The 24935-nt window shown below is 71.1% G+C and carries 24 protein-coding genes; 13 read left to right on the forward strand and 11 right to left on the reverse strand.

What is annotated here, in order from left to right:
* Positions 1–43 precede the first annotated feature (43 nt).
* From ABD161_RS07895 to ABD161_RS07920, 6 genes are all read right to left on the reverse strand, one after another.
* Entirely contained in the window at positions 44–799 is a 756-nt protein-coding gene (locus ABD161_RS07895) for an ABC transporter permease (RefSeq protein WP_344001309.1), read from the reverse strand.
* On the reverse strand, positions 796–1554 hold the full coding sequence (locus tag ABD161_RS07900) for an ABC transporter permease (protein WP_344001311.1): 759 nt from the start codon (positions 1552–1554) through the stop codon (positions 796–798). Before ABD161_RS07900 ends, ABD161_RS07895 begins: the two co-directional genes overlap by 4 nt.
* Entirely contained in the window at positions 1551–2378 is an 828-nt protein-coding gene (locus ABD161_RS07905) for an ABC transporter ATP-binding protein (protein WP_344001313.1), read from the reverse strand. The genes ABD161_RS07900 and ABD161_RS07905 overlap by 4 nt, the downstream gene beginning before the upstream one ends.
* 214 nt (positions 2379–2592) lie before the next feature.
* Complete coding sequence (locus ABD161_RS07910) at positions 2593–3114, reverse strand: flavin reductase family protein (RefSeq protein ID WP_344001315.1); 522 nt, start codon at positions 3112–3114, stop codon at positions 2593–2595.
* 31 nt (positions 3115–3145) lie between these two features.
* Positions 3146–3685: an NADPH-dependent FMN reductase gene (locus ABD161_RS07915; RefSeq protein ID WP_344001317.1), complete on the reverse strand. Its 540-nt coding sequence runs from the start codon at positions 3683–3685 to the stop codon at positions 3146–3148.
* Positions 3686–3900: 215 nt separating this feature from the next.
* Positions 3901–4485 carry an asparagine synthase gene (locus ABD161_RS07920; RefSeq protein ID WP_344001319.1) on the reverse strand — a complete coding sequence of 195 codons (585 nt, stop codon included), beginning with the start codon at positions 4483–4485 and terminating at the stop codon, positions 3901–3903.
* 238 nt (positions 4486–4723) lie between these two features.
* On the opposite strand from ABD161_RS07920, the gene ABD161_RS07925 reads away from it, so the two are divergent.
* The 11 genes from ABD161_RS07925 to ABD161_RS07975 all read left to right on the forward strand — a co-directional run bounded on the left by ABD161_RS07925 (position 4724) and on the right by ABD161_RS07975 (position 17550).
* Positions 4724–6430, forward strand: a complete 1707-nt coding sequence (locus ABD161_RS07925; protein ID WP_344001321.1) for a ParA family protein — start codon at positions 4724–4726, stop codon at positions 6428–6430.
* Between the two features lie 107 nt (positions 6431–6537).
* Positions 6538–8034: a fumarylacetoacetate hydrolase family protein gene (locus ABD161_RS07930; protein WP_344001323.1), complete on the forward strand. Its 1497-nt coding sequence runs from the start codon at positions 6538–6540 to the stop codon at positions 8032–8034.
* Positions 8031–8705, forward strand: a complete 675-nt coding sequence (locus tag ABD161_RS07935) for a GntR family transcriptional regulator (RefSeq protein WP_344001325.1) — start codon at positions 8031–8033, stop codon at positions 8703–8705. Before ABD161_RS07930 ends, ABD161_RS07935 begins: the two co-directional genes overlap by 4 nt.
* A complete protein-coding gene (gene hpaE, locus ABD161_RS07940) occupies positions 8702–10216 on the forward strand; it encodes a 5-carboxymethyl-2-hydroxymuconate semialdehyde dehydrogenase (RefSeq protein ID WP_344001327.1) in 1515 nt (504 codons plus the stop codon). Before ABD161_RS07935 ends, hpaE begins: the two co-directional genes overlap by 4 nt.
* Positions 10217–10361: 145 nt before the next feature.
* On the forward strand, positions 10362–11531 hold the full coding sequence (hpaD, locus tag ABD161_RS07945; protein WP_344001329.1) for a 3,4-dihydroxyphenylacetate 2,3-dioxygenase: 1170 nt from the start codon (positions 10362–10364) through the stop codon (positions 11529–11531).
* Between the two features lie 13 nt (positions 11532–11544).
* Positions 11545–12330 carry a 2-oxo-hept-4-ene-1,7-dioate hydratase gene (gene hpaH, locus ABD161_RS07950; RefSeq protein WP_344001331.1) on the forward strand — a complete coding sequence of 262 codons (786 nt, stop codon included), beginning with the start codon at positions 11545–11547 and terminating at the stop codon, positions 12328–12330.
* A complete protein-coding gene (locus tag ABD161_RS07955; protein WP_344001333.1) occupies positions 12315–13112 on the forward strand; it encodes an HpcH/HpaI aldolase family protein in 798 nt (265 codons plus the stop codon). The genes hpaH and ABD161_RS07955 overlap by 16 nt, the downstream gene beginning before the upstream one ends.
* Before the next feature lie 163 nt (positions 13113–13275).
* Positions 13276–14700, forward strand: a complete 1425-nt coding sequence (locus ABD161_RS07960) for a sensor histidine kinase (protein WP_344001335.1) — start codon at positions 13276–13278, stop codon at positions 14698–14700.
* Positions 14697–15371: a response regulator gene (locus tag ABD161_RS07965; RefSeq protein ID WP_344001337.1), complete on the forward strand. Its 675-nt coding sequence runs from the start codon at positions 14697–14699 to the stop codon at positions 15369–15371. The genes ABD161_RS07960 and ABD161_RS07965 overlap by 4 nt, the downstream gene beginning before the upstream one ends.
* A gap of 99 nt (positions 15372–15470) precedes the next feature.
* A complete protein-coding gene (locus tag ABD161_RS07970) occupies positions 15471–16832 on the forward strand; it encodes a TrkH family potassium uptake protein (RefSeq protein WP_344001339.1) in 1362 nt (453 codons plus the stop codon).
* A 22-nt stretch (positions 16833–16854) separates the two neighbouring features.
* Positions 16855–17550, forward strand: a complete 696-nt coding sequence (locus ABD161_RS07975) for a potassium channel family protein (protein ID WP_344001341.1) — start codon at positions 16855–16857, stop codon at positions 17548–17550.
* A 3-nt stretch (positions 17551–17553) separates the two neighbouring features.
* On the opposite strand, the gene ABD161_RS07980 is transcribed toward ABD161_RS07975, so the two are convergent.
* The 4 genes from ABD161_RS07980 to ABD161_RS07995 form a co-directional block, all read right to left on the reverse strand.
* Positions 17554–18441: a carbohydrate ABC transporter permease gene (locus ABD161_RS07980; RefSeq protein WP_344001343.1), complete on the reverse strand. Its 888-nt coding sequence runs from the start codon at positions 18439–18441 to the stop codon at positions 17554–17556.
* Positions 18438–19439: a carbohydrate ABC transporter permease gene (locus ABD161_RS07985; RefSeq protein ID WP_344001345.1), complete on the reverse strand. Its 1002-nt coding sequence runs from the start codon at positions 19437–19439 to the stop codon at positions 18438–18440. Before ABD161_RS07985 ends, ABD161_RS07980 begins: the two co-directional genes overlap by 4 nt.
* Positions 19436–20740: an ABC transporter substrate-binding protein gene (locus ABD161_RS07990; RefSeq protein WP_344001347.1), complete on the reverse strand. Its 1305-nt coding sequence runs from the start codon at positions 20738–20740 to the stop codon at positions 19436–19438. Before ABD161_RS07990 ends, ABD161_RS07985 begins: the two co-directional genes overlap by 4 nt.
* Positions 20741–20825: 85 nt before the next feature.
* Positions 20826–22058: an aminotransferase class V-fold PLP-dependent enzyme gene (locus ABD161_RS07995; protein ID WP_344001349.1), complete on the reverse strand. Its 1233-nt coding sequence runs from the start codon at positions 22056–22058 to the stop codon at positions 20826–20828.
* A 158-nt stretch (positions 22059–22216) separates the two neighbouring features.
* Here ABD161_RS07995 and ABD161_RS08000 point away from each other — a divergent pair, with 158 nt between their 5' ends.
* Positions 22217–22912: a FadR/GntR family transcriptional regulator gene (locus tag ABD161_RS08000; protein ID WP_344001351.1), complete on the forward strand. Its 696-nt coding sequence runs from the start codon at positions 22217–22219 to the stop codon at positions 22910–22912.
* 16 nt (positions 22913–22928) lie between these two features.
* On the opposite strand, the gene ABD161_RS08005 is transcribed toward ABD161_RS08000, so the two are convergent.
* Complete coding sequence (locus ABD161_RS08005) at positions 22929–23870, reverse strand: SDR family oxidoreductase (RefSeq protein ID WP_344001353.1); 942 nt, start codon at positions 23868–23870, stop codon at positions 22929–22931.
* A gap of 213 nt (positions 23871–24083) precedes the next feature.
* Here ABD161_RS08005 and ABD161_RS08010 point away from each other — a divergent pair, with 213 nt between their 5' ends.
* Complete coding sequence (locus ABD161_RS08010) at positions 24084–24923, forward strand: helix-turn-helix transcriptional regulator (RefSeq protein ID WP_344001355.1); 840 nt, start codon at positions 24084–24086, stop codon at positions 24921–24923.
* Positions 24924–24935: the final 12 nt, after the last annotated feature.

Here is a 24935-nt window from a genome sequence, read left to right on the forward strand (position 1 = left end):
GTGGGAGGTGGGACGAGTGCGGCCGCGGAGGTCGGACCGACAGTTAGGTGACCCGCGCGTTCACGCGGCGTTCGATGCCGCGCGCGGCGACGAACACCAGCACGGACACGACGGTGGCGATGAGCGCGGTGCCCCAGGCGCGTTCCATGTCCTGGTAGCTGCGGGACTGGGAGAAGAGAGCCCCGAGGCCGTGGGCGCCCATCAGGAACTCGGCGAGCATCGCGGCGAGCACCGCGGTCGGGGCCGTGATGCGCACCGAGATCATGAGGTTCGGCAGCGCGTGGAGCACCCCGAGCCGCCCCAGCACCTGGCGCTTGTTCGCGCCGAGCACGCGGAAGAGATCACGACCGGCCTCGGGCATCGAGGCAAGCCCCGACAGCGTGAACACGAAAGCCGGGAAGAAGCAGATCAATGCGGTCGACGTGAGCACAGCGGGATCGCCATAGCCGACGATGCGGGCGATGATCGGGATCAACGCGGTGATCGGCACGGAGCGGATGACGAGCGCCGCGGGTGTGACGATCCCGGACAGGGCGGCCGACCACCACACCAGCACCGCGCCGACGAAGCCGATCGCCGTGCCACCCACGAGGCCCCCGAGCGACATCCCGAGCGTGTAGCCGATCGACGGCACATAGTCGGCGAACCCGGTCGCAACGTCGGCGAACACGTTCCACGGGCGCGGCGCCACGGTCGACGTGTACCCGTTCAGCACGACCCACAGGTCCCACGCGATCAGCACGACCGCGATCGGCCACAGGTGGAGCACGCCGATCCCGATCGCACGCAGGCGGTTCATGCGAACCTCCCGGCGGCGAGGCGCTGCAGCTGTACGAGCAGGAGGTACGCCGCCAGGGACAGCAGCGTGGCAGCGAGCGCCGCGGCCCACAGCAGGGCCATCTGATAGTTCTGCATGGCGCTGACGAGCAGCAGCCCGATGCCCATCGGCGCGCCGAACCACTCGCCGATCGTCGCGCCCAGGATGGCGGCCGGCGCCGCGAGCGTGAGGCCGTCGAAGAAGGCCGGCACCGCGCGCGGCAGCTCGAGGCGCCCGAGCCGCTGCAGGCGGGTGGACCCGAACACGGTGAAGAGGTCGTGGTGCGCCGGATTCGCGGCCGTCAACCCGGACGTCATCGACACGAACATCACGAAGCCCACGCTCAGAGCGGCGATCACGGCGGGCGTTCCCTCGCGCCCGACGGTCGTGATCAGCAGCGGTGCGAGCGCGATCGTGGGGACGGCGTGCAGGATCGCCGCAAAGCGGTCGAGTCCTGGCCGGAGCATCGGCACGACGAGGGCGAGCGCGGCGCCGAGCACGGCGACCACCGTGCCGAGCAGCAACCCCTGTGCGGCCGCGGCGAGCGTGACCAACAGGTTGCGGCCCAGCAGGCTCGAGCCCGCAGGCGTCGACACGTACGCGAGCACGTCGGTGAGCGGCGGCCACGCCTTGCCCGCCAGCTCGAACTGGCCGATCAGCTGCGCGAGCACGATCAGGAGCGTCCCTCCGGCGATCGCGTAGGCGATCCTGCCGGCAGGGCGAGCGGCCGAGTTCATGTGCCCTCGTTCGCGTCCAGCAGCGCCGTGAGCTGATCCACCAGCTCGTGGAACTCCGGGCTGCGGGTGGTACCCGCGTCGCGGGGTCGCGGGAAGTCCACATCCACCACCGTCCGGACATGGCCGGGACGCCCCGTCATGACGACGACCCGGTCGGCGAGGATGAGCGCCTCATCGACGTCGTGGGTCACGAGGATGGTGGTGATCCGCTCTTCGGCCCAGACGCGGGCGAGCTCGGCGTTCATCCTGCGCCGCGTGACCGCGTCCAGCGCGCCGAACGGCTCGTCGAGCAGCAGCAGGTCGGGACTGAGCGCGAGCGCGCGGGCGATCGATACGCGCTGCCGCATGCCGCCCGACAGCTGCTTGGGTCGCGCCTTCTCGAACCCGGCGAGCCCGACCAGCTCGATGAGCCCGTCGACCCGCTCGTCGTCGACCGCGCGCCCGGCCAGGTGGTACGGCAGCGCGATGTTCTGCCGCACGGACGCCCACGGCAGCAGCGCGTGCTCCTGGAACGCGACGCCCAGGCGATGCTGCGACGCGAGGGTCTGCGGGGCGTCGCCGAAGATCTCGACCGTGCCGTTCGTGGGCTCGTCGAGCCCGGCCGCGAGGCGGAGCACCGTGGACTTCCCGCAGCCGGACGGGCCGATGATCGCGACGAACTCGCCCTCGGCGATCGTCAGGTCGACCTCCGCCAGGGCCTGCAGCGACCTGCCGCGACCCAGGGGGAAGAACTTGTCGGCACGGGAGACGGCGACCGCGGGACGCCCCGTAGGGGCGGCGAGAGGGACGACCTGAGGGGCTGTCAGTGGGGGCGCAGAAGTCATCGGGCTGCTCCGTTTGCTCGGAAGAACGTGCCTGGGTCATTGCCGCGACGCGTGGGGCTCCGTCTCGGAGTGAATCGATTGGTTCACTACGTTAGGCAGGCTCTGTTTCGGATGGATGTCATGACCGGGCGACTCGTGTTACGTTCCGGTTTTCCCTGATGAAACGGGAGATCCGCCACCTCCGGGTGGCGGATCTCCTGGGTTTGCGGACGAGTCAGGCAGCGTCCTCGACGGCGCTCAGCTGCCGGTAGCGCCCCTTGAAGAACAGCAGCGGCTCTCCCGAGTGCCAGCCCTCCGGAGAGAGCTCGCGCACCCTGCCCACCACGATCCAGTGGTCGCCGGCGTCGTACTCCGCCCATACCTCGCAGTCGACCCACAGGAGCGTCTGCGCGATGACGGGATTGCCGGATTCCGTGGCCGTCCAGTCGACCCCGGCCCACTTGTCGGTACCCTTCCGGGCGAATTGACCGGACACGTGGGCCTGATCGCACGAGAGCACGTTCACCGCGAAGCGGCCGGTCTCTCGGATGCGGGGGTAGGTCGTCGAGGTCTTCATCACACTGAACGACACGAGCGGCGGCTCGACGGAGACGCTGTAGAACGACTGGCACGTGAACCCCAGGGGCTCGGCGCCGTCGTGGCCGGTGACGATGGTGATGCCCGATGCGTAGTGCCCGAGGGCGTCGCGGAAGCGACGCGCGTCGACTGCGGGAGTGGCAAGGACGGTGTGGGACATTGTTCTCCTCCTATCGATGACGAGCAGTCGGTCAGACGTGAGCAGCGGAGGTCGCGGCGGCGACCCGCGCGAGTCCCGCGAGGTTCGCCGCATACTCCGACGCGGCCACCGAGACGACCGCGTCGAGGTGCTCGAGCTGGCTGAGTGCCAGATAGAACCCACGCCCCGGCACGGTCGCCCCGAGCTCCGCGAGGAGGGGTGCGAGCGTATGGGTGGGGCCCATCGCGTGGGTGAAGTCGGCCCCGGTGTGCACCGGGATCGCGACGACACCCGCCAGGCCGTTCGCCGGGTAGCGGTCGAGGAACGCCTTGAGCAGTCCCGTGTAGGTCGCCTTGTACGTGGGCGAGGCGAAGACCACCAGATCCGACTCCGCCACGGCGGCGTTCAGTCCCGCGAACTTCTCCGACGGCCAGGTGAAGATCTCGTCGACGTGGTCGGCGAGATCGATCACCTCCAGTTCGTACGACCCGGGATCGAGGAGCTTCTCCACGAGCAGCTCTGCGACCTTCCGGGTGCGCGACAGGGGCTTGGGGTTTCCCACGACGATCGTGACCTTGAGCGACATCCGCATCTCACTTCTCTACCGAATGACAGGTATTCGAGAAGTCGCAGGAACCACAGACCGCAGGGGCACGTGGAGCCGATCGACTCCTCCACACACCACCGGGATCTTGTGGCTCGGTGGGCCCGCAACGGCTTACGCTGCACGATCGAGTATGCCCAGCGCGTGTTACGCGCGGATTGCGCCGTCCGCTCTGAATCGAACGATCGCGTTAATCGCGTCGCTCAGGACACGGCGTCGGCGGTGTCCTCGGCAACCGCCGCGAGCGTGCGCTTGCGGCGCGCCTGCGCCGAGAGCTTCTGCAGGTCGACGAGGCGCAGCGCCTGCATTCGCGCCTCGCGCATCGACTCGTAATCGGGGTCCTGCTCGGGGCGCATCGCCTCGACGCGAAGGCGGCCCTGCAGGTTCACCTCGACGTCGTGCCAGGCGGCCTCGCGCGCCCGCTCGACGAGCTCGCGCAGCTCCGCCTCGTCATCGGCCTTCGCCCGCAGGGCCTTCGCCACACCCGAGTACTGCTTCGCGCGGCGGCGGAGGTTGCGGACGTCCCGGTCGCGGTAGTCGTGCGTCCCGTGCGGCTGCGTGTGGCGCCCCCAGGCCGCCTTCCGCGCACGGGAGACGGCGGCCGCGGCCTCATCCTGCTCGTCGGCGAGGGCGATCAGCGCCGCACGCGCGGCGTCCACGAAGTGCTGCGGATCGAACGACTCGTCCAGCGAGATCGTGCCGACGAGGATGGCGTTCTTGACCGAGAGGCGCGCGGCGGCGAGCGCGATGGCGACGCCCTCCTGGATGGCTTCGGCGTTGCGTCCCATGGCACCTCCCCATCAGCGCGTTCGCGGTGGATCGGACCGAGTGGTCCGCCCCTTCCAGGGTAGTCGCCGCGACCCTGTCAGACCGCCGCGGGGACGGGCCTCGGGGCACCTCCCGACGGGGCCGAGCGGACTTCGACGCGGCCGCGGGCACCGGTTCCCGCGACGGGAGGCGACCCCGTCGCTACTGTGGGATGACGGGATTCCGCCCTGACCTGGGCTCCCGTGGGAGGAGTGACGAATGTCCACCACCGACACCGCGATGCTCATCGCGATCGTGAACGAGGACGGCTCCGCCGCGGTCGTGGCGGGAGACGTCCTGACCGAGTTCGACACGGCCACGGTCGAGGACGGCCGCCACGCGATCATGATGCATGCGATCGCCGCCGCACAGGAGCGCGACGCCGCCGTCCGCCTCCATGTCACCGAGCCCGACGGCACGTGGCCGCTGATCGTCCACGCCGACGGCGACGTCCAGCCGGACGAGGACGGCGAGGCGCCCGAGGCCGCCGAGGCGTCGGATTCCCCCGAGCCTGGGGCCGCAGACGGTTCCGCGCCGCGGGAGGAGGCCGCGGAGAGCGATGACGCCCCACAGGACGACTCGACGCCGGATGACTCCACCCAGAACGAGGTCGCCACCCAGGACGAGGACGGCGACCCGGCGGACGCGGAGCCGACCCAACCCGAGCCGGAACCCGAGCCCGTCGCTCAGGCGACGCCGAGCACGGAGAGCGGCCCGATCGATCTGCCGGATCCCCTGCGCGGATCGGGCCTCGTGACGACGAGCCTTCCGGTGCTCGGCGTCTCCTTCGACGATGACGACGACGACAGCGACGTCGTCGACGACCCGAGCCCCGAGCCGCCGACCCGGCGTCAGCAGCGCGAGGCGACGGATCCGAGCCCCGCGAGCGAGCCGCTGCCTCCCGTCGCGCCTCAGCCGCTGTCGGCCGCGGCGACGCCGAAGGCGACGACCTCCGTGGAGCCGACGCCGGCGCCCCAGCGGACCCCGCGGCCGGCGGGCGCCCCGGCGCCGCGACCCGCGCCTTCCGCCGCGCCGAAGCGCGATGCGGTCAAGCCGCGGACCCCGGGCCGCGCGCCGGCCCCGGCTGCCGCGTCCGCCCCGACCGCGCCCTCCCCAGCCGCTCCCGACGCCGACCCGATCGACCTGTTCGCGCCGCTGCACGTCTCGCCGCAGACTCCCGGGACGCGTGCCCCCCAGGGCGAGGCAGACACGCGCCGCCCGCGCGCGGAGAGGACCCGGGCCACGAAGTCCGCGAACGACCGCCAGCGGGGCGGGAAGCCCGCCGAGAAGCCCGCCACCCGGCGGGAACCCGCCGCCCCCGAAGGGCGCCGCTCGTTCCTCACCCCCGAGCGCGCGGAGGAGCCGGCCGAGAAGGGATGGCGCGGCTTCCTCGCGAAGACCGGGATGCGCGTCCCCCCGAGTGCCGACGAGCGCGCCGAGCGCACCGACATCTTCACGGTGTCCCAGCACTGGCCGGGCCCGCGCACGATCGCGATCGTCAACGCGAAGGGCGGCAGCGGCAAGACGCCGACGACCATCCTGACCGCGGCGGTCTTCGCCCGCTACGGCGGGGCCGGCGTGCTCGCGTGGGACCAGATCGTGCTGGCGACCACCACCCGCGCCGAGCACGCCGAGGCAGGGGCGCTGCTGCTCGAGGCGCTCGCCGACCGCGACGCCCGCTCGGCCTCGCTCGTCGAGAACTCCGTGGCGATCGTCAGCCAGGCCGATCCCCACGCGAGCGCGGCCGAGGTGCGCAGCGTCGTCGACGGCTATCGCGACCTGTCGCGCGACGTGGCCGCGATCCCTTACGACCCGGCGATGGCGGGCGGGTACCTCCACTTCACGGCGCTCCGCCCTGCCACCCGCCGCGCGTGGCTGGGAGCGACGGCCGCGATCGCGCGAGGGCTCGGGCCGCAGCGGCCCTGAGGCGGCGCACGCTCGCCGGGCCTTCCCCGCGCGATCCGGATCGTATATCATTTCGGATACGACGCCCGGGGTCGGTTCCCCGGGGCACGAGAGCGAAGGAGCTCGGAGTGACGCATCCGGCGACCGACCCCCGATTCGCAGCGCTTCCGGCGGTGCCCGGCAAGGTCATCGCGGTGCACCTCGCGTACGAGTCCCGCGCCGCTCAGCGCGGCCGCCGCCCGGCGGCCCCGTCGTACTTCCTGAAGCCGACGAGCTCGATCGCCCCCAGCGGTGCCGAGGTCGAGCGCCCGACCGGCACCGAGCTGCTGGCGTTCGAGGGCGAGGTCGCGCTGATCATCGGCGCTCCCGCTCGCCATGTCTCGGCGGCCGATGCATGGCGCCACGTCGGCTGGGTCACGGCATCGAACGACTGGGGCCTGTACGACCTCCGCGCCAACGACAAGGGCTCGAACCTCCGCAACAAGGGCCGGGACGGCTACACCCCGCTCGGCCCGGGGCTGATCGACGCCCGCGCCGTCGACCCCGCCGGCCTGCGGGTGCGCGCCTGGCGCAACGGCGAGCTGGTGCAAGCCGACTCCACCGCCCCCGACCGGATGATCTTCCCGCTCGCACAGCTGATCGCCGATCTCTCGCAGCACCTGACGCTCGAGGTGGGCGACGTCATCCTGACCGGCACTCCCGCCGGCTCCTCGGTCGCCGTGCCGGGGGACGTGATCGAGGTCGAGGTGGACGCCCCGGATGCGCCGGGCGCTCCCACGAGCGGACGGCTCGTCTCGCGGGTCGTCGAGGGGACGGACGACTTCGATCCGTCACTCGGGTCGCTTCCCTCCGTCGATGACCTGCAGCGCGAGAAGGCGTGGGGCTCGCGTGAGGCGGCGGGACTTCCCGAGCCCGCGCCGATCCTGACCGACGCGCTGCGCGCGAAGCTCCTCGAGGCCCCGGTCGCCGGTCTGTCACAGCAGCTGCGGCAGCGCGGCATCCGCTCGGTCTTCCTCGACGGCCCGCGGTCGAACACGCCGGGGGCCAAGCTCGTCGGCACCGCGAAAACGCTCCGCTTCGTGCCGCTGCGCGAGGACCTGTTCGCGGCCCACGGCGGCGGCTACAACGCCCAGAAGCGCGCGTTCGACAGCGTCGCGCCGGGCGAGGTGATCGTCATCGAGGCGCGCGGCGACGCCGCCTCCGGCACTCTCGGCGACATCCTCGCCCTGCGTGCACAGGCCCGCGGAGCCGCCGGCATCGTCACCGACGGCGGCGTTCGCGACTACGCGCAGGTGGCCGGCTTCGACATCCCCGTCTTCTCGCGGGGCCCGCACCCCGCCGTCCTCGGGCGGCGGCACGTGCCGTGGGAGCAGGACGTGACGATCGCCTGCGGCGGCGCGACCGTGCAGCCGGGCGACATCATCGTGGGCGACGACGACGGCGTGATCGTGATCCCGCCGTCCCTCGCCGAAGAGGTCGCCGACGCGTGCCTCGCACAGGAGGCCGAGGACGCGTGGATCGCGTCGCAGGTCGCTGCCGGGCATCCGGTCGACGGGCTGTTCCCGATGAACGCCGAGTGGCGCGCCCGCTACGAGGCCGAGACCGGATCGGGCGGGGCAGGATGAGCACCGTCACCACCGAGAGCAAGTCGCAGCGCGCCTACGAGTGGCTGCGCGAGCGGATCCAGCGGCGCGAGTTCGGCCCCGGCTACCGGCTCGTGCTCGGCTCCGTCGCCCAGGCGCTGGACATCAGCGTGGTGCCCGTGCGCGAGGCGATCCGCCGCCTCGAGGCCGAGGGTCTCGTCGAGTTCGAGCGCAACGTCGGGGCGAGGGTCTCGCTCGTCGACCGCGACGAGTACGCGCACTCGATGCAGACGCTCGGCGTCGTCGAGGGCATCGCCACCGCCCTCGCGGCCCCGCTGCTCACCCCCGCCGACCTCGATCGGGCCGAGGCCGTCAACGCCCGGCTCATCGCGCTGCTCGACGACTTCGACCCGATCGCCTTCACCCGGCTCAACCGCGAGTTCCACTCGATCCTGTTCGAGCCCTGCCCCAACCCGCACATCGTCGACCTCGTGCACCGGGGGTGGACCCGCCTTCACAACCTGCTCGACTCGTCCTTCGCGTTCGTGCCCGGTCGCGCGCCCGAGTCGGTGCGCGAGCACGCACGGATCCTCGAGCTGCTGCGCGCGGGCGCGGCCCCGATCGAGATCGAGCTCGCCGCCCGGCAGCACCGCTGGGGAACCATGAACGCCTACCTCGCCGAGACAGACCCGACACCGCAGGAGAAAGCATGAGCACCACCGCGTACGACCGCCGCCACGTGCCCGCCGACCTTCCCACCAAGATCCAGCACTACATCGGCGGGACGCACGTCGACTCGATCGACGGCGGCACGTTCGACGTGCTCGATCCGGTCTCGAACGAGACGTACATCCGGGCCGCCGCGGGGAAGAAGGCCGACGTCGACGCCGCGGTCGCCGCCGCCCGCACCGCCTTCCGGGAGGGGCCGTGGCCGAAGATGCTGCCGCGCGAGCGGTCGCGCATCCTTCACCGGATCGCCGATCTCGTCGAGTCGCGCGATGCCCGCCTCGCCGAGCTCGAGTCGTTCGACTCGGGGCTGCCGATCACCCAGGCGCTGGGCCAGGCCCGCCGTGCGGCCGAGAACTTCCGCTTCTTCGCCGACCTGATCGTGGCGCAGGCCGACGACACGTTCAAGGTGCCCGGGCGCCAGATCAACTACGTCAACCGCAAGCCGATCGGCGTCGCGGGGCTCATCACGCCGTGGAACACGCCGTTCATGCTCGAGTCGTGGAAGCTCGGCCCCGCTCTCGCGACCGGCAACACGGTCGTGCTGAAGCCGGCCGAGTTCACTCCCCTGTCGGCCTCGCTGTGGGCCGGCATCTTCGAGGAGGCGGGCCTTCCCGAGGGAGTGTTCAACCTCGTTCACGGCTTCGGCGAGGACGCCGGCGACGCCCTCGTGAAGCACCCGGACGTGCCGCTCATCTCCTTCACGGGCGAGAGCTCGACGGGGCAGCTGATCTTCGCCAACGCCGCCCCACACCTGAAGGGCCTGTCGATGGAGCTCGGCGGCAAGTCGCCCGCCGTCGTCTTCGCCGACGCCGACCTCGAGGCGGCGGTCGACGCGACCATCTTCGGCGTGTTCTCGCTGAACGGCGAGCGCTGCACGGCCGGATCCCGGATCCTCGTCCAGCGCGACATCTACGACGAGTTCGTCGAGCGCTACGCGGCGCAGGCGAAGCGCGTCAAGGTCGGCTACCCGCACGATCCCGCGACCGAGGTCGGCGCGCTCGTTCACCCCGAGCACTACGACAAGGTCATGTCGTACGTCGAGATCGGCAAGAGCGAGGGCCGCCTCGTCGCCGGCGGCGGCCGGCCGGAGGGCTTCGACGACGGCAACTTCGTCGCCCCCACGGTGTTCGCCGACGTGAAGCCGGATGCCCGCATCTTCCAGGAGGAGATCTTCGGCCCGGTCGTCGCGATCACCCCGTTCGATACGGACGAGGAGGCGCTCGAGCTCGCCAACAACACCAAGTACGGCCTCGCGGCGTACATCTGGACCAACGACCTGAAGCGCGCGCACAACTTCTCGCAGGCGGTCGAGGCCGGCATGGTGTGGCTCAACTCGAACAACGTGCGCGACCTCCGCACCCCGTTCGGCGGAGTGAAGGCCTCGGGCCTCGGCCACGAGGGCGGCTACCGCTCGATCGACTTCTACACCGACCAGCAGGCCGTGCACATCACGCTCGGCAAGGTGCACAACCCCACCTTCGGCATCGGTCGTTGAGCGAGGGAGCGAAGCGACCGAGTCGAAACGGCGGAACATCGCCACGGCAAGGTCACCCCGTTTCGACTCGCTTCGCTCGCTCAACGACCGAGGACCGAGGGCCGAGGACCGGGGGCCGAAAGAGACAGAAAGCAAGGACGCTGACATGACCGAATCCACCGACCGCCGCGGGACGCTGACCTCGTCGGGGTTCTACGTCTCGCAGGAGGCGCCGATCCAGGCCGACAACGCCGTCGCCACCCCGTCCTCCCCCGCGCCCGACATCCTGCGCTGCGCGTACATGGACCTCGTCGTGACCGATCTCGCGCGGTCCCGCGAGTTCTACGTCGACATCCTGGGGCTCCACGTGACCGAGGAGGACGACGAGGCGATCTACCTCCGCTCGACCGAGGAGTTCATCCACCACAACCTCGTGCTGCGCAAAGGCCCGGTCGCGGCCGTCGCGGCGTTCTCGTACCGCGTGCGCACCCCCGAGGACCTCGACAAGGCCGTGGCCTTCTATGAAGAGCTCGGCTGCCGCGTCATTCGCCGGCCCGAGGGCTTCACCAAGGGAATCGGCGATTCGGTGCGGGTCGAGGATCCGCTGGGCTTCCCGTACGAGTTCTTCCACGCCACCGAGCACACCGAGCGCCTGTCGTGGCGCTACGACCTGCAGTCGCCCGGCGAGCTCGTGCGCCTCGATCACTTCAACCAGGTGACCCCGGATGTGCCGCGCGCCGTGCGTCACTACCAGGACCTCGGCTTCCGCGTCACCGAGGACATCCAGGACTCCGACGGCACCGTCTACGCCGCGTGGATGCGCCGCAAGCCGACCGTCCACGACACCGCCGCGACCGGCGGCGACGGACCCCGCATGCACCACGTCGCGTTCGCGACGCACGAGAAGCACAACATCCTCGCGATCTGCGACAAGCTCGGCGCCCTGCGACGCTCCGACGCGATCGAGCGCGGACCGGGTCGGCACGGCGTCTCGAACGCGTTCTATCTGTACCTGCGCGACCCCGACGGCCATCGCGTCGAGATCTACACGCAGGACTACTACACGGGCGATCCCGACAACCCCGTCATCACGTGGGACGTGCACGACAACCAGCGCCGCGACTTCTGGGGAAACCCGGTCGTGCCGAGCTGGTACACCGAGGCATCGCTCGTGCTCGACCTCGACGGCAACCCGCAGCCCGTCGTGTCGCGCGAGGACAAGAGCGAGATGGCCGTGACGATCGGCGCCGACGGCTTCTCGTACACGCGCCCGCAGGACGAGGATGAGATGCCCTCGTGGAAGCAGGGCGAGTACAAGCTCGGCCACCAGCTGTGACGAGGGGATGACCATGCTGACGCAGGATCAGATCGCGGGTATCGCCGCGGAGCTCGCCGAGGCGGAGCGCACGCACGGGATGATCCCGCGGATCACCGCACGGTTCCCCGGGGCGACGATCGACGACGCCTACGCGATCCAGGGAATCTGGCGCGATCAGCAGGTCGCGGCGGGACGTCGGCTCGTCGGCCGCAAGATCGGTCTGACGTCGAAGGCGATGCAGCAGGCGACGGGCATCACCGAGCCCGACTACGGCGTGATGTTCGACGACACCGTGTGGCAGTCGGGCGCGGTCATCCCGGCCGGCGACTTCTCGAACATCCGGATCGAGGTGGAACTCGCCTTCGTGCTGAAGGAGCCGCTCGAGGGGCCCGCGTGCACGCTGTTCGACGTGCTGCGCGCGACCGAGTACGTCACCCCGGCGCTCGAGGTGCTGAACTCGCACATCGAGATGGAGGGCCGCACGATCGTCGACACGATCAGCGACAACGCGGCGTACGGCGGGATGGTGCTCGGCGGGCGCCCGATGCGACCGGACGACATCGACCTCCGCTGGGTCGGTGCGATGCTGTACCGCAACGAGACCATCGAGGAGACGGGCGTCTCCGGAGGCGTCCTCGGTCATCCGGGGATGGGCGTCGCCTGGCTCGCGAACAAGGTGCATCAGCACGGCGACCGGCTCGAGGCGGGGCAGATCATCCTGGCGGGCTCGTTCACGCGCCCCGTGTGGGTGACGGCGGGCGACAGCATCCTGGCTGACTACGGACGGACGGGGACAATCGCATGCAGCTTCCAGTGAGCCTTCGGGACCGGATCGCCGGATCGGATCGCCCGCTGTTCGGCGGGTGGGTCTGCTCCGGATCCCCCGTGATGGCAGAGATCATGGCGGGCTCCGGCCTCGACTGGCTGCTGATCGACATGGAGCACGGGCCGGTCGGCCTCGGCGAGGTGCAGGGGATGCTGCAGGCAGCTGCGGCCTACCCGGTCACGACGGTCGTGCGCGTCCCCGCAAACGACGCCGTGTGGATCAAGCAGGTGCTCGACCTGGGCGCGCAGACGATCATGGTGCCGATGGTCTCGACCGCGGCCGAGGCCGAGGCGGCGGTCGCGCACGCCTCCTATCCGCCCCGCGGCCACCGCGGCGTGGGCAACGCGCTCGCGCGGTCGGGCCGCTGGAACCGCATCGACGACTACCTGCAGGACGCGGTCGCCCACACCGCGGTGATCGTCCAGATCGAGACCGCCGAGGGCGTCGAGAACGCCCAGGCCATCGCCGCGGTCGACGGCGTCGACGGCGTGTTCGTCGGCCCCAGCGACCTCGCGGCGTCGATGGGGCTCATCGGGCAGCAGACGCACCCGGACGTCGTCGCGGCAGTCCGCCGCGCGTTCGAGGGAGCCCGGGCCGCCGGCACGCCCGTCGGGGTCAACGCCTTCGACCCGGCCGCGGCCCGCGGCTACGCCGACGCGGGCGCCCGGTTCGTGCTCGTCGGCGCCGACGTCTCGCTCGTCGCCCGCGGGTCGGAGCGCCTCGCGGAGACCTTCATCCGCGAGGCGGACGAGACGCGGCGCACGTCGTACTGACGTCTTCGCTCGCGCGACGACCCGACTGCCGGGCCGGGTCGTCGCCGGATGGGAGTCGTGGCGCACCGCATCGAATCCGTGAGGATCGACGGCGCGGCCGGATGCGCGGCGTACGCTCACCCACGTGGACGGCCCCTCGAGCGAAGAACCATACGAAAGCGCGGTGCGTCTGCCGCGACTGACCACTGGGGCTCTGACGGCGAAGCGTCGCATCCTCGGCTTCGCCGTCGCGCTCACCGCCGGACCGCTCCTGTCGTGGCTGCTGTACGCGCTCGCCCACCCAGAGACCCTCGCGGTGAACGTGCTGTCGTATCAGCTTCTCGTCGTCGTGGTCGCGCTCGTCGGCGGCATCTGGCCCGCCGTGTTCGCGGCCGTGCTGTCGGGGCTCACGCTCAACTTCCTCTTCCTCGAGCCGGTGTTCACGATCACCATCGCCTCGCCGACGCACGTGCTGTCGGTGACCCTGTACGTCATCAGCGCGGTGCTCGTCAGCTGGATCGTCGACCAGGCGGCGCGGCGCGCGCGTGTGGCACAGCGCGCGGCAGCCGAGGCGGAACTGCTCGCCACGATCTCGGGCAGCGTGCTGCGCGGTGAGAGCGCGGCCCAGGCGCTCGTCACGCGGGCCCGGGAGGCGTTCCGCGCGACCGGCGCGCGCCTGCTCGACCTCGACGACAGGGTGATCGCGACCGACGGCGAGCCCGCGTGGGATGGCCGCTCCTTCTCCGTATCGGTGGGCGCTCGGGACACCCCTCGAGCCACCCTCGAACTGCACGGCACGCGGCTCGGCGCCGCCGAGCAGCGCCTGCTCACGGTGGTCGCCACGCAGCTGGGCGCCGCCCTCGAGCACGCCCACCTCAGTGAAGCGGCGCGTGAGGCCGAGGCACTCGCCGTCGCCGACTCCGTGCGCTCGGCGCTGCTGTCGGCCGTGAGCCACGACCTGCGCCGACCGCTCGCCTCCGCCGTCGCCGCAGTCGGTGGGCTCCGCACGGCCGGGGCCCCGCTCTCGGCGGAGGATCGCAGGGAGCTGCTCGACACCGCCCACGAGAGCCTCGAGACCCTGTCGACCCTCGTGACCGACCTGCTCGATGTCGGTCGCGTGCAGGCCGGCGTGCTGGCCGTCTCCCTCGAGCCGGTCGATGCGGCCGATGTGATCCTGGCCGCGATCGACGAGCTCGACCTCCCGCCCGCCCGCGTCGACCTCGCCCTCGTGCCCCACATGCCCCCCGTGCAGGGCGATCCCGTGCTGCTGCAGCGCGTGCTGGTGAACGTGCTCGCCAACGCCGACCGCTTCTCCCCCGACCAAGGTGCTGTGCGCATCCAGACCGAGGCCGAGAACCGGCGCGGGCGCATCCTGATCGTCGATCACGGTCCCGGTGTGCCGGCCGAGCGGCAGGGCGAGATGTTCGCGCCCTTCCAGCGGATGGGCGACACCGACAACACCACCGGCCTCGGTCTCGGGCTCGCGCTCTCACGCGGCTTCACGGAGGGCATGGGCGGTACGCTCACCACCGATGACACGCCGGGCGGCGGGCTCACGATGGTCGTCGAGCTGCCCCTGTCGCCGGTGCCCCCGGAGGGCCGCGCATGAAGATCCTGATCGCCGACGACGACCCCCAGCTGATCCGCGCGATGCGCATCACGCTCGGCGCGCACGGCTATGACGTGGTCTCGGCGTCGGACGGCGCCGAGACGATCACCGTCGCGGCGCAGTCACGCCCCGACGTCGTGCTGCTCGACCTGGGGATGCCGCGGCTGGACGGGATCGAGGTGATCCATGCGCTGCGGGGCTGGACCGACGCCCCGATCGTCGTCGTGTCGGGGCGCACCGGCTCGGCCGACAAGGTCGATGCTCTTGATGCGGGCGCCGACGACTACGTCACCAAGCCCTTCCAGATCGATGAGCTGCTCGCCCGGCTCCGGGCACTCGCGCGGCGGTCCGCCGGATCGACCGGGGCGCCGCAGGTGCGGTTCGGCGAGATCGAGGTCGATCTCGCGGCGAAGACGGTCACGCGCCGCGGCGATCCCGTGCACCTCACGCCGACAGAGTGGCGCATGCTCGAGTTCCTCGCCCGCAATCCCGGCGCCCTCGTCACCCGGCAGGAGCTGCTGAAAGACCTGTGGGGCTCGGCTCAGGTCGCCGACACCGGCTACCTGAGGCTGTACATCTCGCAGTTGCGGAAGAAGCTCGAGGTCGACCCGGCCCGCCCTCGGCACCTGCTCACCGAGCAGGGAATGGGCTACCGGCTCGTGGTCGACTGACGACGGGACGCACGGATGCCGTGAGGGATCCCGGCCGCGCGTGAGGATTGCGTGAGGATCCCGTTCACGCGCCGTGACGCGGCCGTACGCTCGGGCTTCGTGTCCACTTCCCTGCCGCGAGCGCGGCGCCTGCTTCGCCCGAGGCTCGCTCCGGCTCAGGCGATCGTCGCCGGCTTCGGCGCCGTCGTGGCGGCGGGCACCATCCTGCTGATGCTGCCGATCTCCTCGGCGCAGGGCCGCTGGACCGGGTTCGTCGACGCGCTGTTCACCTCCACCTCGGCGGTGTGCGTCACGGGACTGATCGTCACGGACACCCCCGTCTACTGGAGCCCCTTCGGCAAGCTGGTGATTCTCGCGCTCATCCAGCTCGGCGGGCTCGGGATCATGCTGTTCGCCGCTCTCATCGGCCTGGCCCTCGCCCGCAAGCTCTCCGTGCGCTCGCGCCTGATCACCTCGACCGAGACCAAGTCGGAGAGCACGGGCGACCTCCGCCGCGTCGCGACGGGCATCCTGGCCACCACCCTCGTCATCGAGGCCGCGACGGCCGCCGTGCTCTTCGTCCGCTTCCTCACGGGATACGGCTACGACGTCGGGCGGGCTGCCTGGCACGCGCTGTTCCACGCGGTGTCGTCGTTCAACAACGCGGGCTTCGCGCTGTACACCGACAGCCTCATGGGCTTCGTCTCGGATCCGTGGATCTGCCTGCCGATCTGCGCGGCCATCATCCTGGGCGGGCTCGGCTTCCCCGTGCTGCGGCAGCTGCGCCGCGAGCTGCGCCGCCCCCTGCACTGGACGATGAACACGCGCGTCGTGCTGGCGGCGACCCTCGTGCTGCTTGTCGTGGGCAGTGTCTTCACGCTCGCGGTGGAGTGGGACAACCCGCACACCCTCGGCCCGCTCGATCCCGCCGCCCGCGTGCTCGCCGGGTTCTTCCATTCGGTTCAGGCCCGCACGGCCGGCTTCAACTCGGTCGACACGTCTCGGCTCCACGACGAGACCTGGCTGATGACGGACGTGCTGATGTTCATCGGCGGAGGGCCGGCGGGAACCGCGGGCGGCATCAAGGTCACGACCTTCGCGGTGCTCTTCTTCATCATGTGGACCGAGCTGCGCGGCGGCACCGCTGTGAACGTGTTGGGCAAGCGCCTCTCGCGTGCGGTGCACCGTGAGGCGATCACGGTCGTGGTGATCTCCGTCGGCGCGATCATGGCCGCCGTCGTGGCGATCCTGGCGATGACCGACCTCGATCTGGATCGCGTGCTGTTCGAGGCGGTGTCGGCCTTCGGCACGGTGGGCATGTCCACCGGCGTCACCGCCGGCCTTCCCGACGCCGCGAAGATCATCCTGGTTCTGCTGATGTTCCTCGGCCGGCTCGGCCCCCTCACCCTCGGCTCCGCCCTCGCCCTGCGCGAGCGGCGCATCGCCTACGAACTCGCCAAGGAGCGGCCGGCGATCGGCTGACTCCCCCACCGGAAGGATCCCCGTGGTCAAGTTCCTCTCGTTCGGCTCGGATGCCCGCCGCATCGCGGAAGCCGACTCGGTCGCCGTGATCGGCCTCGGCCGCTTCGGCGCATCGCTCGCCCGCGAGCTCATGGCGTCGGGCACCGAGGTGCTCGGCATCGACTCGGACGAGGACCTCGTCCAGTCGTTGAACGGGCACCTCACCCAGGTCGTGCGGGCCGACGCCACCAAGCTCGACGTGCTGCAGCAGCTGGCGATCGACGACTTCGACCGCGTCGTGCTGGCCATCGGCACCGACATCAGGGCGTCGATCCTCACCGCGTCGCTGCTGCTGCAGCTCAAGGTGCCGGTGGTCTGGGCCAAGGCCACGGACGAGCAGCACGGGCTGATCCTGGAGCAGCTCGGCGTGCACAAGGTGATCTACCCCGACAAGGAGATGGGGCGCCGCGTCGCGCACCTCGTGCGGGGAGCGGCGGCAGACTACCTCGAGATCGACAAGGGCTACGCGATGGTGAAAGCCGCCGCGCCGACGCAGGTGCAGGGACGGACGCTCACCGATGCCGGTGTGCGCACCGAGCACGGCGTCACGATCGCCGCCTACAGGCCGGCCGACGGCGTCTGGCGCAACGCCGAGGCCGACACGGTGCTGAGCGCGGGCGACATCGTGCTGGTCGTCGGCCCGACGATTCGCGTCGAGGCGTTCGCGCAGCTGCGCTGACGCCTACTCCTTCACGGCCCCCGCGGTCAGGCCGTCGACGATCCAGCGGCTCGCCAGCGCGAACAGCACCATCGTCGGCAGGATCGTCAGCACGGCCGCGGCGGCCATCGGCCCCCACGCCACGTTGAACGTCGAGATGAAGCCGTTGAGCGCCGCCGGCACGGTCTTGTTCGCGTCGGAGTTGATCAGGATCACCGACAGGAACAGCTCGTTCCAGCAGTTGACGACGTTGAAGATGAACGCCGCCACGATCCCGGGGGCCATGACGGGGACGATCACGCGGAACAGCGCGCCGAGCCGCGACGACCCGTCGATCATCGCCGCCTCCTCGAGCGCATCCGGCACGTTCTCCAGGAAGCCGCGCAGCATCACGGTCGAGAACGGGATGCACACCGCGATGTACACCAGGATGAGCCCGGGTTTGGAGTCGACGAGCCGCAGATCGGCGAGCATCGTGTACAGCGGGCCCAGCGCGATGAAGGTGGGGATCATCTGCGTCAGCAGGAAGGCCGCCAGGATCGCGCCCTTGCTGCGGAACTCGAACCGTGCAAGCACGTACGCGCTCAGCAGCGCGATGAGCGTCGAGGTGGCGCCCGCGGCGAGCGCGACGATCGCCGAGTTCGCGAGGAACACCCCGAAGGCCGAGGTCTCGAACAGGCCCGTGTAGTTGTCGAGCGACGGCTCGGTCGGCCAGTACTCGAGTGGGAACCGGTTGATGGATCCGGGCGCCTTGAACGACGTCACCACGATCCAGTACAGCGGGAACAGCGTGATCACGAGCCACAGCGCGAGCCCCGCGACCTTGATCACCCCGCCGACGGTGACCCGCCGCGCGGGCCGCCTGGTGGGGGACGTCGCCCGTCCCGTTGTCAGCACCTCTGTCACGGTCATGCCCGGCTCACCCGCCTCATCGCCATCAGGTAGAACGCGCAGAACACGAACAGCAGCGCCATCACGGCGAGTCCGATCGCGCTCGCGATCCCGTAGTTGCCCTGCTGCGTGTACTCGATCATCCAGGTCGTGATGATGTGGGTCTGCCCGGCGGGGCCGCCGCGCGTCATCGCCCAGATGATGTCGGGGAAGTTGAAGATCCAGATCACCCGCAGCAGCACGGTCAAAAGCAGCGTCGTCGCGATGTAGGGGATCACGATCGAGAACAGCTGGCGCGCCTTGCCCGCGCCGTCGAGGCTCGCCGCCTCGAGCACCTCGTCGGGCACCGACTGCAGCGCCGCGAGGATCATGATCGCGAAGAACGTCACGCCGTACCAGACGTTCGCCACGATCACCGCGGTCATCGCGAGCGTCGGATCCGCCAGCCACGGCAGGGGCGCCTCGATCAGCCCGGCCTTCATCAGCAGGTCGTTCACCACGCCGAACTCGGCGTTGAACATCCAGCGGAACAGCATGCCGATGAGGAACCCCGACACCGCCCACGGGAAGAACACGAGCGCCTGGTACACCCCGCGGAAGCGGAACCGACGGCGCAGCCCGAGCGCGATCAGGAACCCGATCACCAGCTGCGGCACGAGCGAGCCGACGACCCACAGGATCGTGTTGCCCGCCACGACGGGGAACACCGGATCGCCCAGCACGGTCGCGAAGTTCTGCAGGCCGACCCAGGGGGTGGACGTCAGGTCCCACAGGTTCCAGTCGTGGAACGCCATGCGCGCGCCCTGCACCATCGGCCAGTACGTGAACCAGCACACGAACACGATGGCGGGGGCGAGGAACGCCAGGATCGTCAGCGCGTGCCGTCGCGCGAACACCCGCCGCCGCGTCCGGGCGGGTCCGCCGCCGCGCGCCGGCCCGTGCGGGGCGGGGGCCTGACCCCGCCCCGCACGGTCACCCGCGTCGGGCGCCGTGACGCCGGTCACTGCCGAGGCGCTCATTCGGCCGAGGCGTACTTCTCGGTCCAGTACGCGTCCCACGATTCGAGCAGCTCGGTCGTCGTCATGCTGCCGAGCAGCACCTGCTGGATCTCCGAGTCGGCCTTCTGCGCCCACTCGGTCCACCAGCTCACGCCGCGCGGCTGCGTGACGTTGATGTAGGTGTCGGGGTTCTCGGTCATCGTGACGTAGCTCGCCCAGGCGCCCTCCTTGTAGAAGTCGTCGTCGGCAGCGGAGGCGACGATCGGCACGAGGCTGTTGGACTGCGCGAACTCCGTCGCGGGGCCCTCGCTCGAGAGGAACTCGACGAGCTTGACGGCCTCCTCCTTGTGCTGGCTCGCCTCGGCGATTCCCCAGCCCGCGGTGGCGAGCGGCTGCGCGGCCTTGCCGGTCGGTCCGGTCAGCAGCGGGGCGGTCGTCCACTGATCCTCGGTGATCGTCGTCGACTGCTTCACCGTCGCGATGACCTCCGGGTCCTGCAGCAGGAACGCGGTCGATCCGTTCGTGAAGCCCTCGACCATCTCGGGGTAGCCCCACGACACGGCCGACGGCGGCGATGCCTGCTCGAACAGCGCGAAGTAGGTGTCGAGCGCGTCCTGCGCCTCGGGCGCCGAGAAGATCGTCGAGCCGTCCTTCAGCTTGAACGCGTCCTCGGTGTCGAGGTCGTCGACCACGTACGCCTCGATCGCGGCGACGACGTTGCCGTTCGCGTTGGCGCCGCCGCGGAACGCGTAGCCGTACACGTTCTTCGACGGGTCCTGGATCGCGGACGCCTGCTCGAGCAGCTCCTCCCACGACGTCGGCGGGCCGTCGAAGCCCGCCTCCTCCACGAGGTCGGTGCGGTAGAACAGCGACAGGCCGTAGAAGCCGTAGGGGACGAAGTACCCGCCCTCGGCGACCGCCTTCGCGTTGTCGGTGAGGGCGTCGAAGCCGTCCCAGTCGGCGAGGTCATCCGACATGTCGTACAGCCAGCCGTTGTTGCTGAAGGGCCCGACAGTGAGGTCGCGCGCCTCGAGCACGTCGACGCCGGTGCCCGACTGCAGCATCTGCTGGATCTTCTGGTCTGCCTGATCGGTCGGGGGCGAGACGAGCTCGACGGCGATGTCGGGGTTCTCCTCCTCGAACTGGTCGAGCAGCGAGCGGATGAGCTCGGTGCGGGCGGGGTTGGTGAGGCTCTCGACCATCTGGAGGGTGACCTTGCCGCCCTCCTCGCCGAAGCCGGATCCGCCGCCGGAGCAGGCGGTCAGGGCGAGCAGAGTGGCGGTTGCCGCGCTCGCCGTGAGCATGACGCGGGTGCGCTTCATCTCACTTCTCTCTTTCTCTGAACGAGTCGCCTCGTTCGGGGTTCGGTGGTGCATCGGTGGGGTCTGGTGGGGATGCCGCGGGGCGTCACTCGCCGCGTCGCTCGCGCGCGAGCGCGACGATCTGCGGCACGGCGCGCTCGACGAACGCGTCGAAGTCGCTCGGCTCCGTGTAGAGGTGGACGGAGAGGCGGAGGTAGCCGACGCCGTCGAAGCTCGTGAAGGCCGCCTCGATGCCGGTGAGATCGAGCAGGCGCATCCGCAGCTCGTCGGCGTCCTCGCGGGCGCGACCGAGGCCCTGGGGCAGCCGGAGGAGTCGCATCGACGGCACCGGCATGGCCACGTCGGTCGCGACGGGAGCCGCGACATGCGGCTGCAGCGCGCGGCCGATGGTCTCGACGCCGAGGTCGGCGAGGGCGTTCATCGTCTGGCGGGCGCGGTCCCAGCCGTACTCGCGCTCGATGAACGCGAGCGAGCGCGGGGCGGCGAGGTAGGCGGTCGCGTCCAGCGTTCCCTGGCTGTCGAAGCGCCCGGGGTACGGCTCGTCGGCGCCCCACGAGTCGATCAGCGGCCAGAGCTCGTCGCGGTCGGGCGCGGTCGTGACGAGCAGCGCCGACCCACGCGGAGCGCACGCCCACTTGTGGAGGTTGCCGAACCACCAGTCCGCGCGCGTGACGGCCGCGTCGGCGACGAGGCCGGGGGCATGCGCGCCGTCGACGAGGACGCGCGCGCCGCGCTCGTGGGCGAGATCCGCGATCCGGTCGACCGGCAGCAGGCGGGCGGTCGGCGAGGTGATCTGGTCGACGACGACGAGCTTCACCGCATCGGTCAGGGCCGCGCGGAAGGCCTCGACCACCTGGTCCGCGGTCGCGGCGAGCGGGAGAGCGACGACGCGGATGCGCGCGCCGAAGCGGTGCGCGAGCCGCCGCGCCCCCATCGTGATCGCGCCGTAGCCGTGGTCGGTGACGAGGATCTCGTCTCCCGGCTCCAGGCGGAGGCTGTTGTAGACGACGGTCGCGGCGGCGGACGAGTTGGGAACGAACGCCGTGTCGTCGGCGTTCGCGCCGACGAACGGCGCGACCTCGCGGCGGGCCTCGGCGACGTACTCGGCGATCCGCGGGAACCAGCCGATCGGGCTGCGGTCGCCCTCCGCGCGCAGCTCGTCCTGGAAGCGCACGACCTCGGTGGGGACGGCGCCGAACGAGCCGTGGTTGAGGTGCACGATCTCGGGATCGAGCGGCCACGCGTCGCGGGCGCGGGCGAATCCCGTGAGCTGCACGGGCGCCACCGCCGGCGCGGGAACGGTGTCGAGCTTGTCCATTCCGACCTTTCCAGACGTTGTCGGACAACCATGGCATAAGAGGCTCCTGGAGCGCTAGGTTTCGTGGCGCTGGGCGTTGATCTGTCCTACAGCTTTCACATCGGCGAAACAATCGGCCGCGAGACGGAGCGAGCCGCCCGATCCGGGATGATGGAGACATGAGCGATCTGAGCGCCGTCGAAACCGCCCTGCACGGCGTGCGGGCGCTCATCGCCGACGGCTCGCTGATGCCCGGAGACCGGCTTCCCAGCGAGAGCGAGCTGAGCGATCGGCTCGGCGTCTCGCGCGGCTCGATCCGCGAGGCGATCCGCACCCTCGCCGCGCTCGGCGTGCTCGACACACGCCGCGGATCCGGCAGCTTCGTCGGCGAGCTCCGGGCATCCGACATCATCCAGACGCTCTCGCTCACCGTCGGGCTGCTGCCGCTCGAGTCGATCCTGGAGCTGTACGAGCTGCGCCGCGTGCTCGAGGCTCACGCGGCATCGCTGGCGGCGGCCCGCTGCGACCCCGAGACGCTCGCCGGGCTCGGCGAGCTGCTCGACAGGCTCGAGGCCACCACCGACGACGAGCGGCAGTCGGAGCTCGATCACGAGTTCCACATGCGCATCCTGCGACTCGGCGGCAACGAGGCGCTGTCGGCGATGGTCGGGGTGCTGCGCGCGCGCTCGCGCGCCTATCACCTGTTCCCGTCGTCTGAGGGAGCCGCCGTCAAGTCCCTCTCCGACGCCGGCCATCGCGCGATCCTGCGGGGCCTGGAGGCGCGCGATCCGGTGGCCGCCTCGGCCGCGGCGGCCGCCCACGTCAGCCAGACCGAGGCGTGGCTGCGAAAGCTCCGTCCCGCTCCGGCCGGCTGACGCCGCGGGGCGCGGTTCACGCGGCCGGGAACGACACCCCCGTGAGGCGCTCCGACAGCTCCCACACGCGGCGGGCGTCGTCGGCGCTGCGCAGTGGGCGGTAGAGCGCGTGCTCGGCCGGCGCCCCGCCGAGGTTGCCGAGCCCGCGGGGCCCGTACAGCGCGCCGCCCCGGGAGGCGGGGTCGGTCGCCGCCATGAGCGCCGGCAGCGCGCCGGACTCGACGGTGCCGAGCAGGATGCCCCGCGCCGACAGCGCCCGGATCACCCGCACGCTCGTTGTGTCGGCGGAGCGGCCGAGCTCGGGGCGCGCGGCGAGCAGGCTCGTCGGGGCGACACCCGGGTGGGCGAGGTTGCTGGTGATGCCCCAGCCGTGGGCGGCGCTGCGCCGCTCGAGCTCGAGCCCGAACAGTCCGTAGGCGATCTTCGACTGGCTGTAGGCGCGCTGGCCGTCGTAGCGGCCTTCCCAGTTGTGGTCGTCCCAGTTGATGCGGCCGCTGCGCGCGGCGACGCTGATCTGCGACGTGACGCGGGCCCTCCCCTCGCGCAGCAGCGGAAGCAGGCGCCCGACGAGGGCGAAGTGGCCGAGGTGATTTGTGCCGAACTGCAGCTCGAACCCGTCGGCCGTCGTCTGGCGATCCGGCGGCGTCATCACCCCCGCGTTGCCGATCAGGAAATGGAGGGGGCCCCCCTCGTCGAGCAGCGTCTCCGCCAGCGCCGAGACCGAGTCGAGGCTCGACAGGTCGAGGCCGCGCAGCACGAGCGCGGCGCCGGGGACCTGCGCGCGGATCGTCGCCGCGGCCTTCTCGCCCTTCGCAGGGTTGCGGACCGGCATGATCACCTCGGCGCCGGCCGCGGCGAGGCGGGCCGCGATGCGCAGGCCCATCCCGTCGCTCGCTCCCGTGACGAGCGCGCGGCGCCCTGACAGGTCGGGCACGGTGATGTCGATGGGGCGAGGCATGGCGGCTCCTTCTCGAGCGGATCTGTGGTCTTCGACGATCCTGCGCCGCCCGGCGCGCGCCATCCAGGACCCGCGGATCAGTGCCTCGCGCATCCGCTCCTCACCCATCCGCATCCGGCCGAGGGGCGAGCCGCGCGCAGGGGTGGACCGGCGATGCCTGGCTGAGGAACCGACGGCAGGGTAGAAACGAAGCAGCCGACGATGGGGGGATCGATGGATCGGACGGGGCTCGCCGCATTCCTGCGCAGCCGACGGGAGGCGCTGCAGCCCGAGGACGTCGGCCTTCGCCCGGGGTCGCGTCGCCGGACCGTCGGGCTGCGGCGCGAGGAGGTCGCGGCGCTCAGTCACATGTCGACCGACTACTACGCGCGCCTCGAGCGCGGCACCGGGCCGCATCCCTCGCCGCAGATGCTCGCGTCGATCGCGCAGGGCCTTCACCTCACGCTCGACGAGCGCGATCACCTGTACCGGCTCGCCGGCCAGCATCCGCCGTCGCGGGGCGCGTCGAGCGAGCACGTCAGCCCGGGGCTGCTGCGGGTGCTCGACCGCCTGTCCGACACGCCCGCCGAGATCGTGACCGAGCTCGGCGAGACGCTGCGGCAGTCGCCGCTCGGGGTCGCGCTGACCGGCGACACCGCGAGCCTGCAGGGGCCGGCGCGCAGCATCGGGTACCGGTGGTTCACCGATCCGGCGGCGCGACGGCTCTATGCGCCGGAGGAGCACGCCTTCCTCACCCGCCTGTACGCGTCGGGGCTTCGCGAGCTCGCGGCGCTGCGCGGCCCCGGCTCGCGCGCCGCGCAGTTCGCCGCGCTGCTGCTCGAGCGCAGCGACGAGTTCCGCCGGGCCTGGGACGCCCACGAGGTCGGCCTTCGGCCCCGCGACGTCAAGCGGTTCATGCATCCCCAGCTCGGGCTGCTGGAGCTCACGTGCCAGCGCCTGCTGGATCCGGATCAGTCGCACGCGCTGCTCGTCTACACCGCGGCTCCGGGCACCGAGAGCCACGAGAAGCTGCGCCTGCTGTCGGTGATCGGCGCGCAGCCGCTGCCCGCCTGATCCCCCGCGGCG

Source organism: Microbacterium paludicola (genome assembly GCF_039529675.1).
GTDB classification, from domain to species: domain Bacteria; phylum Actinomycetota; class Actinomycetes; order Actinomycetales; family Microbacteriaceae; genus Microbacterium; species Microbacterium paludicola.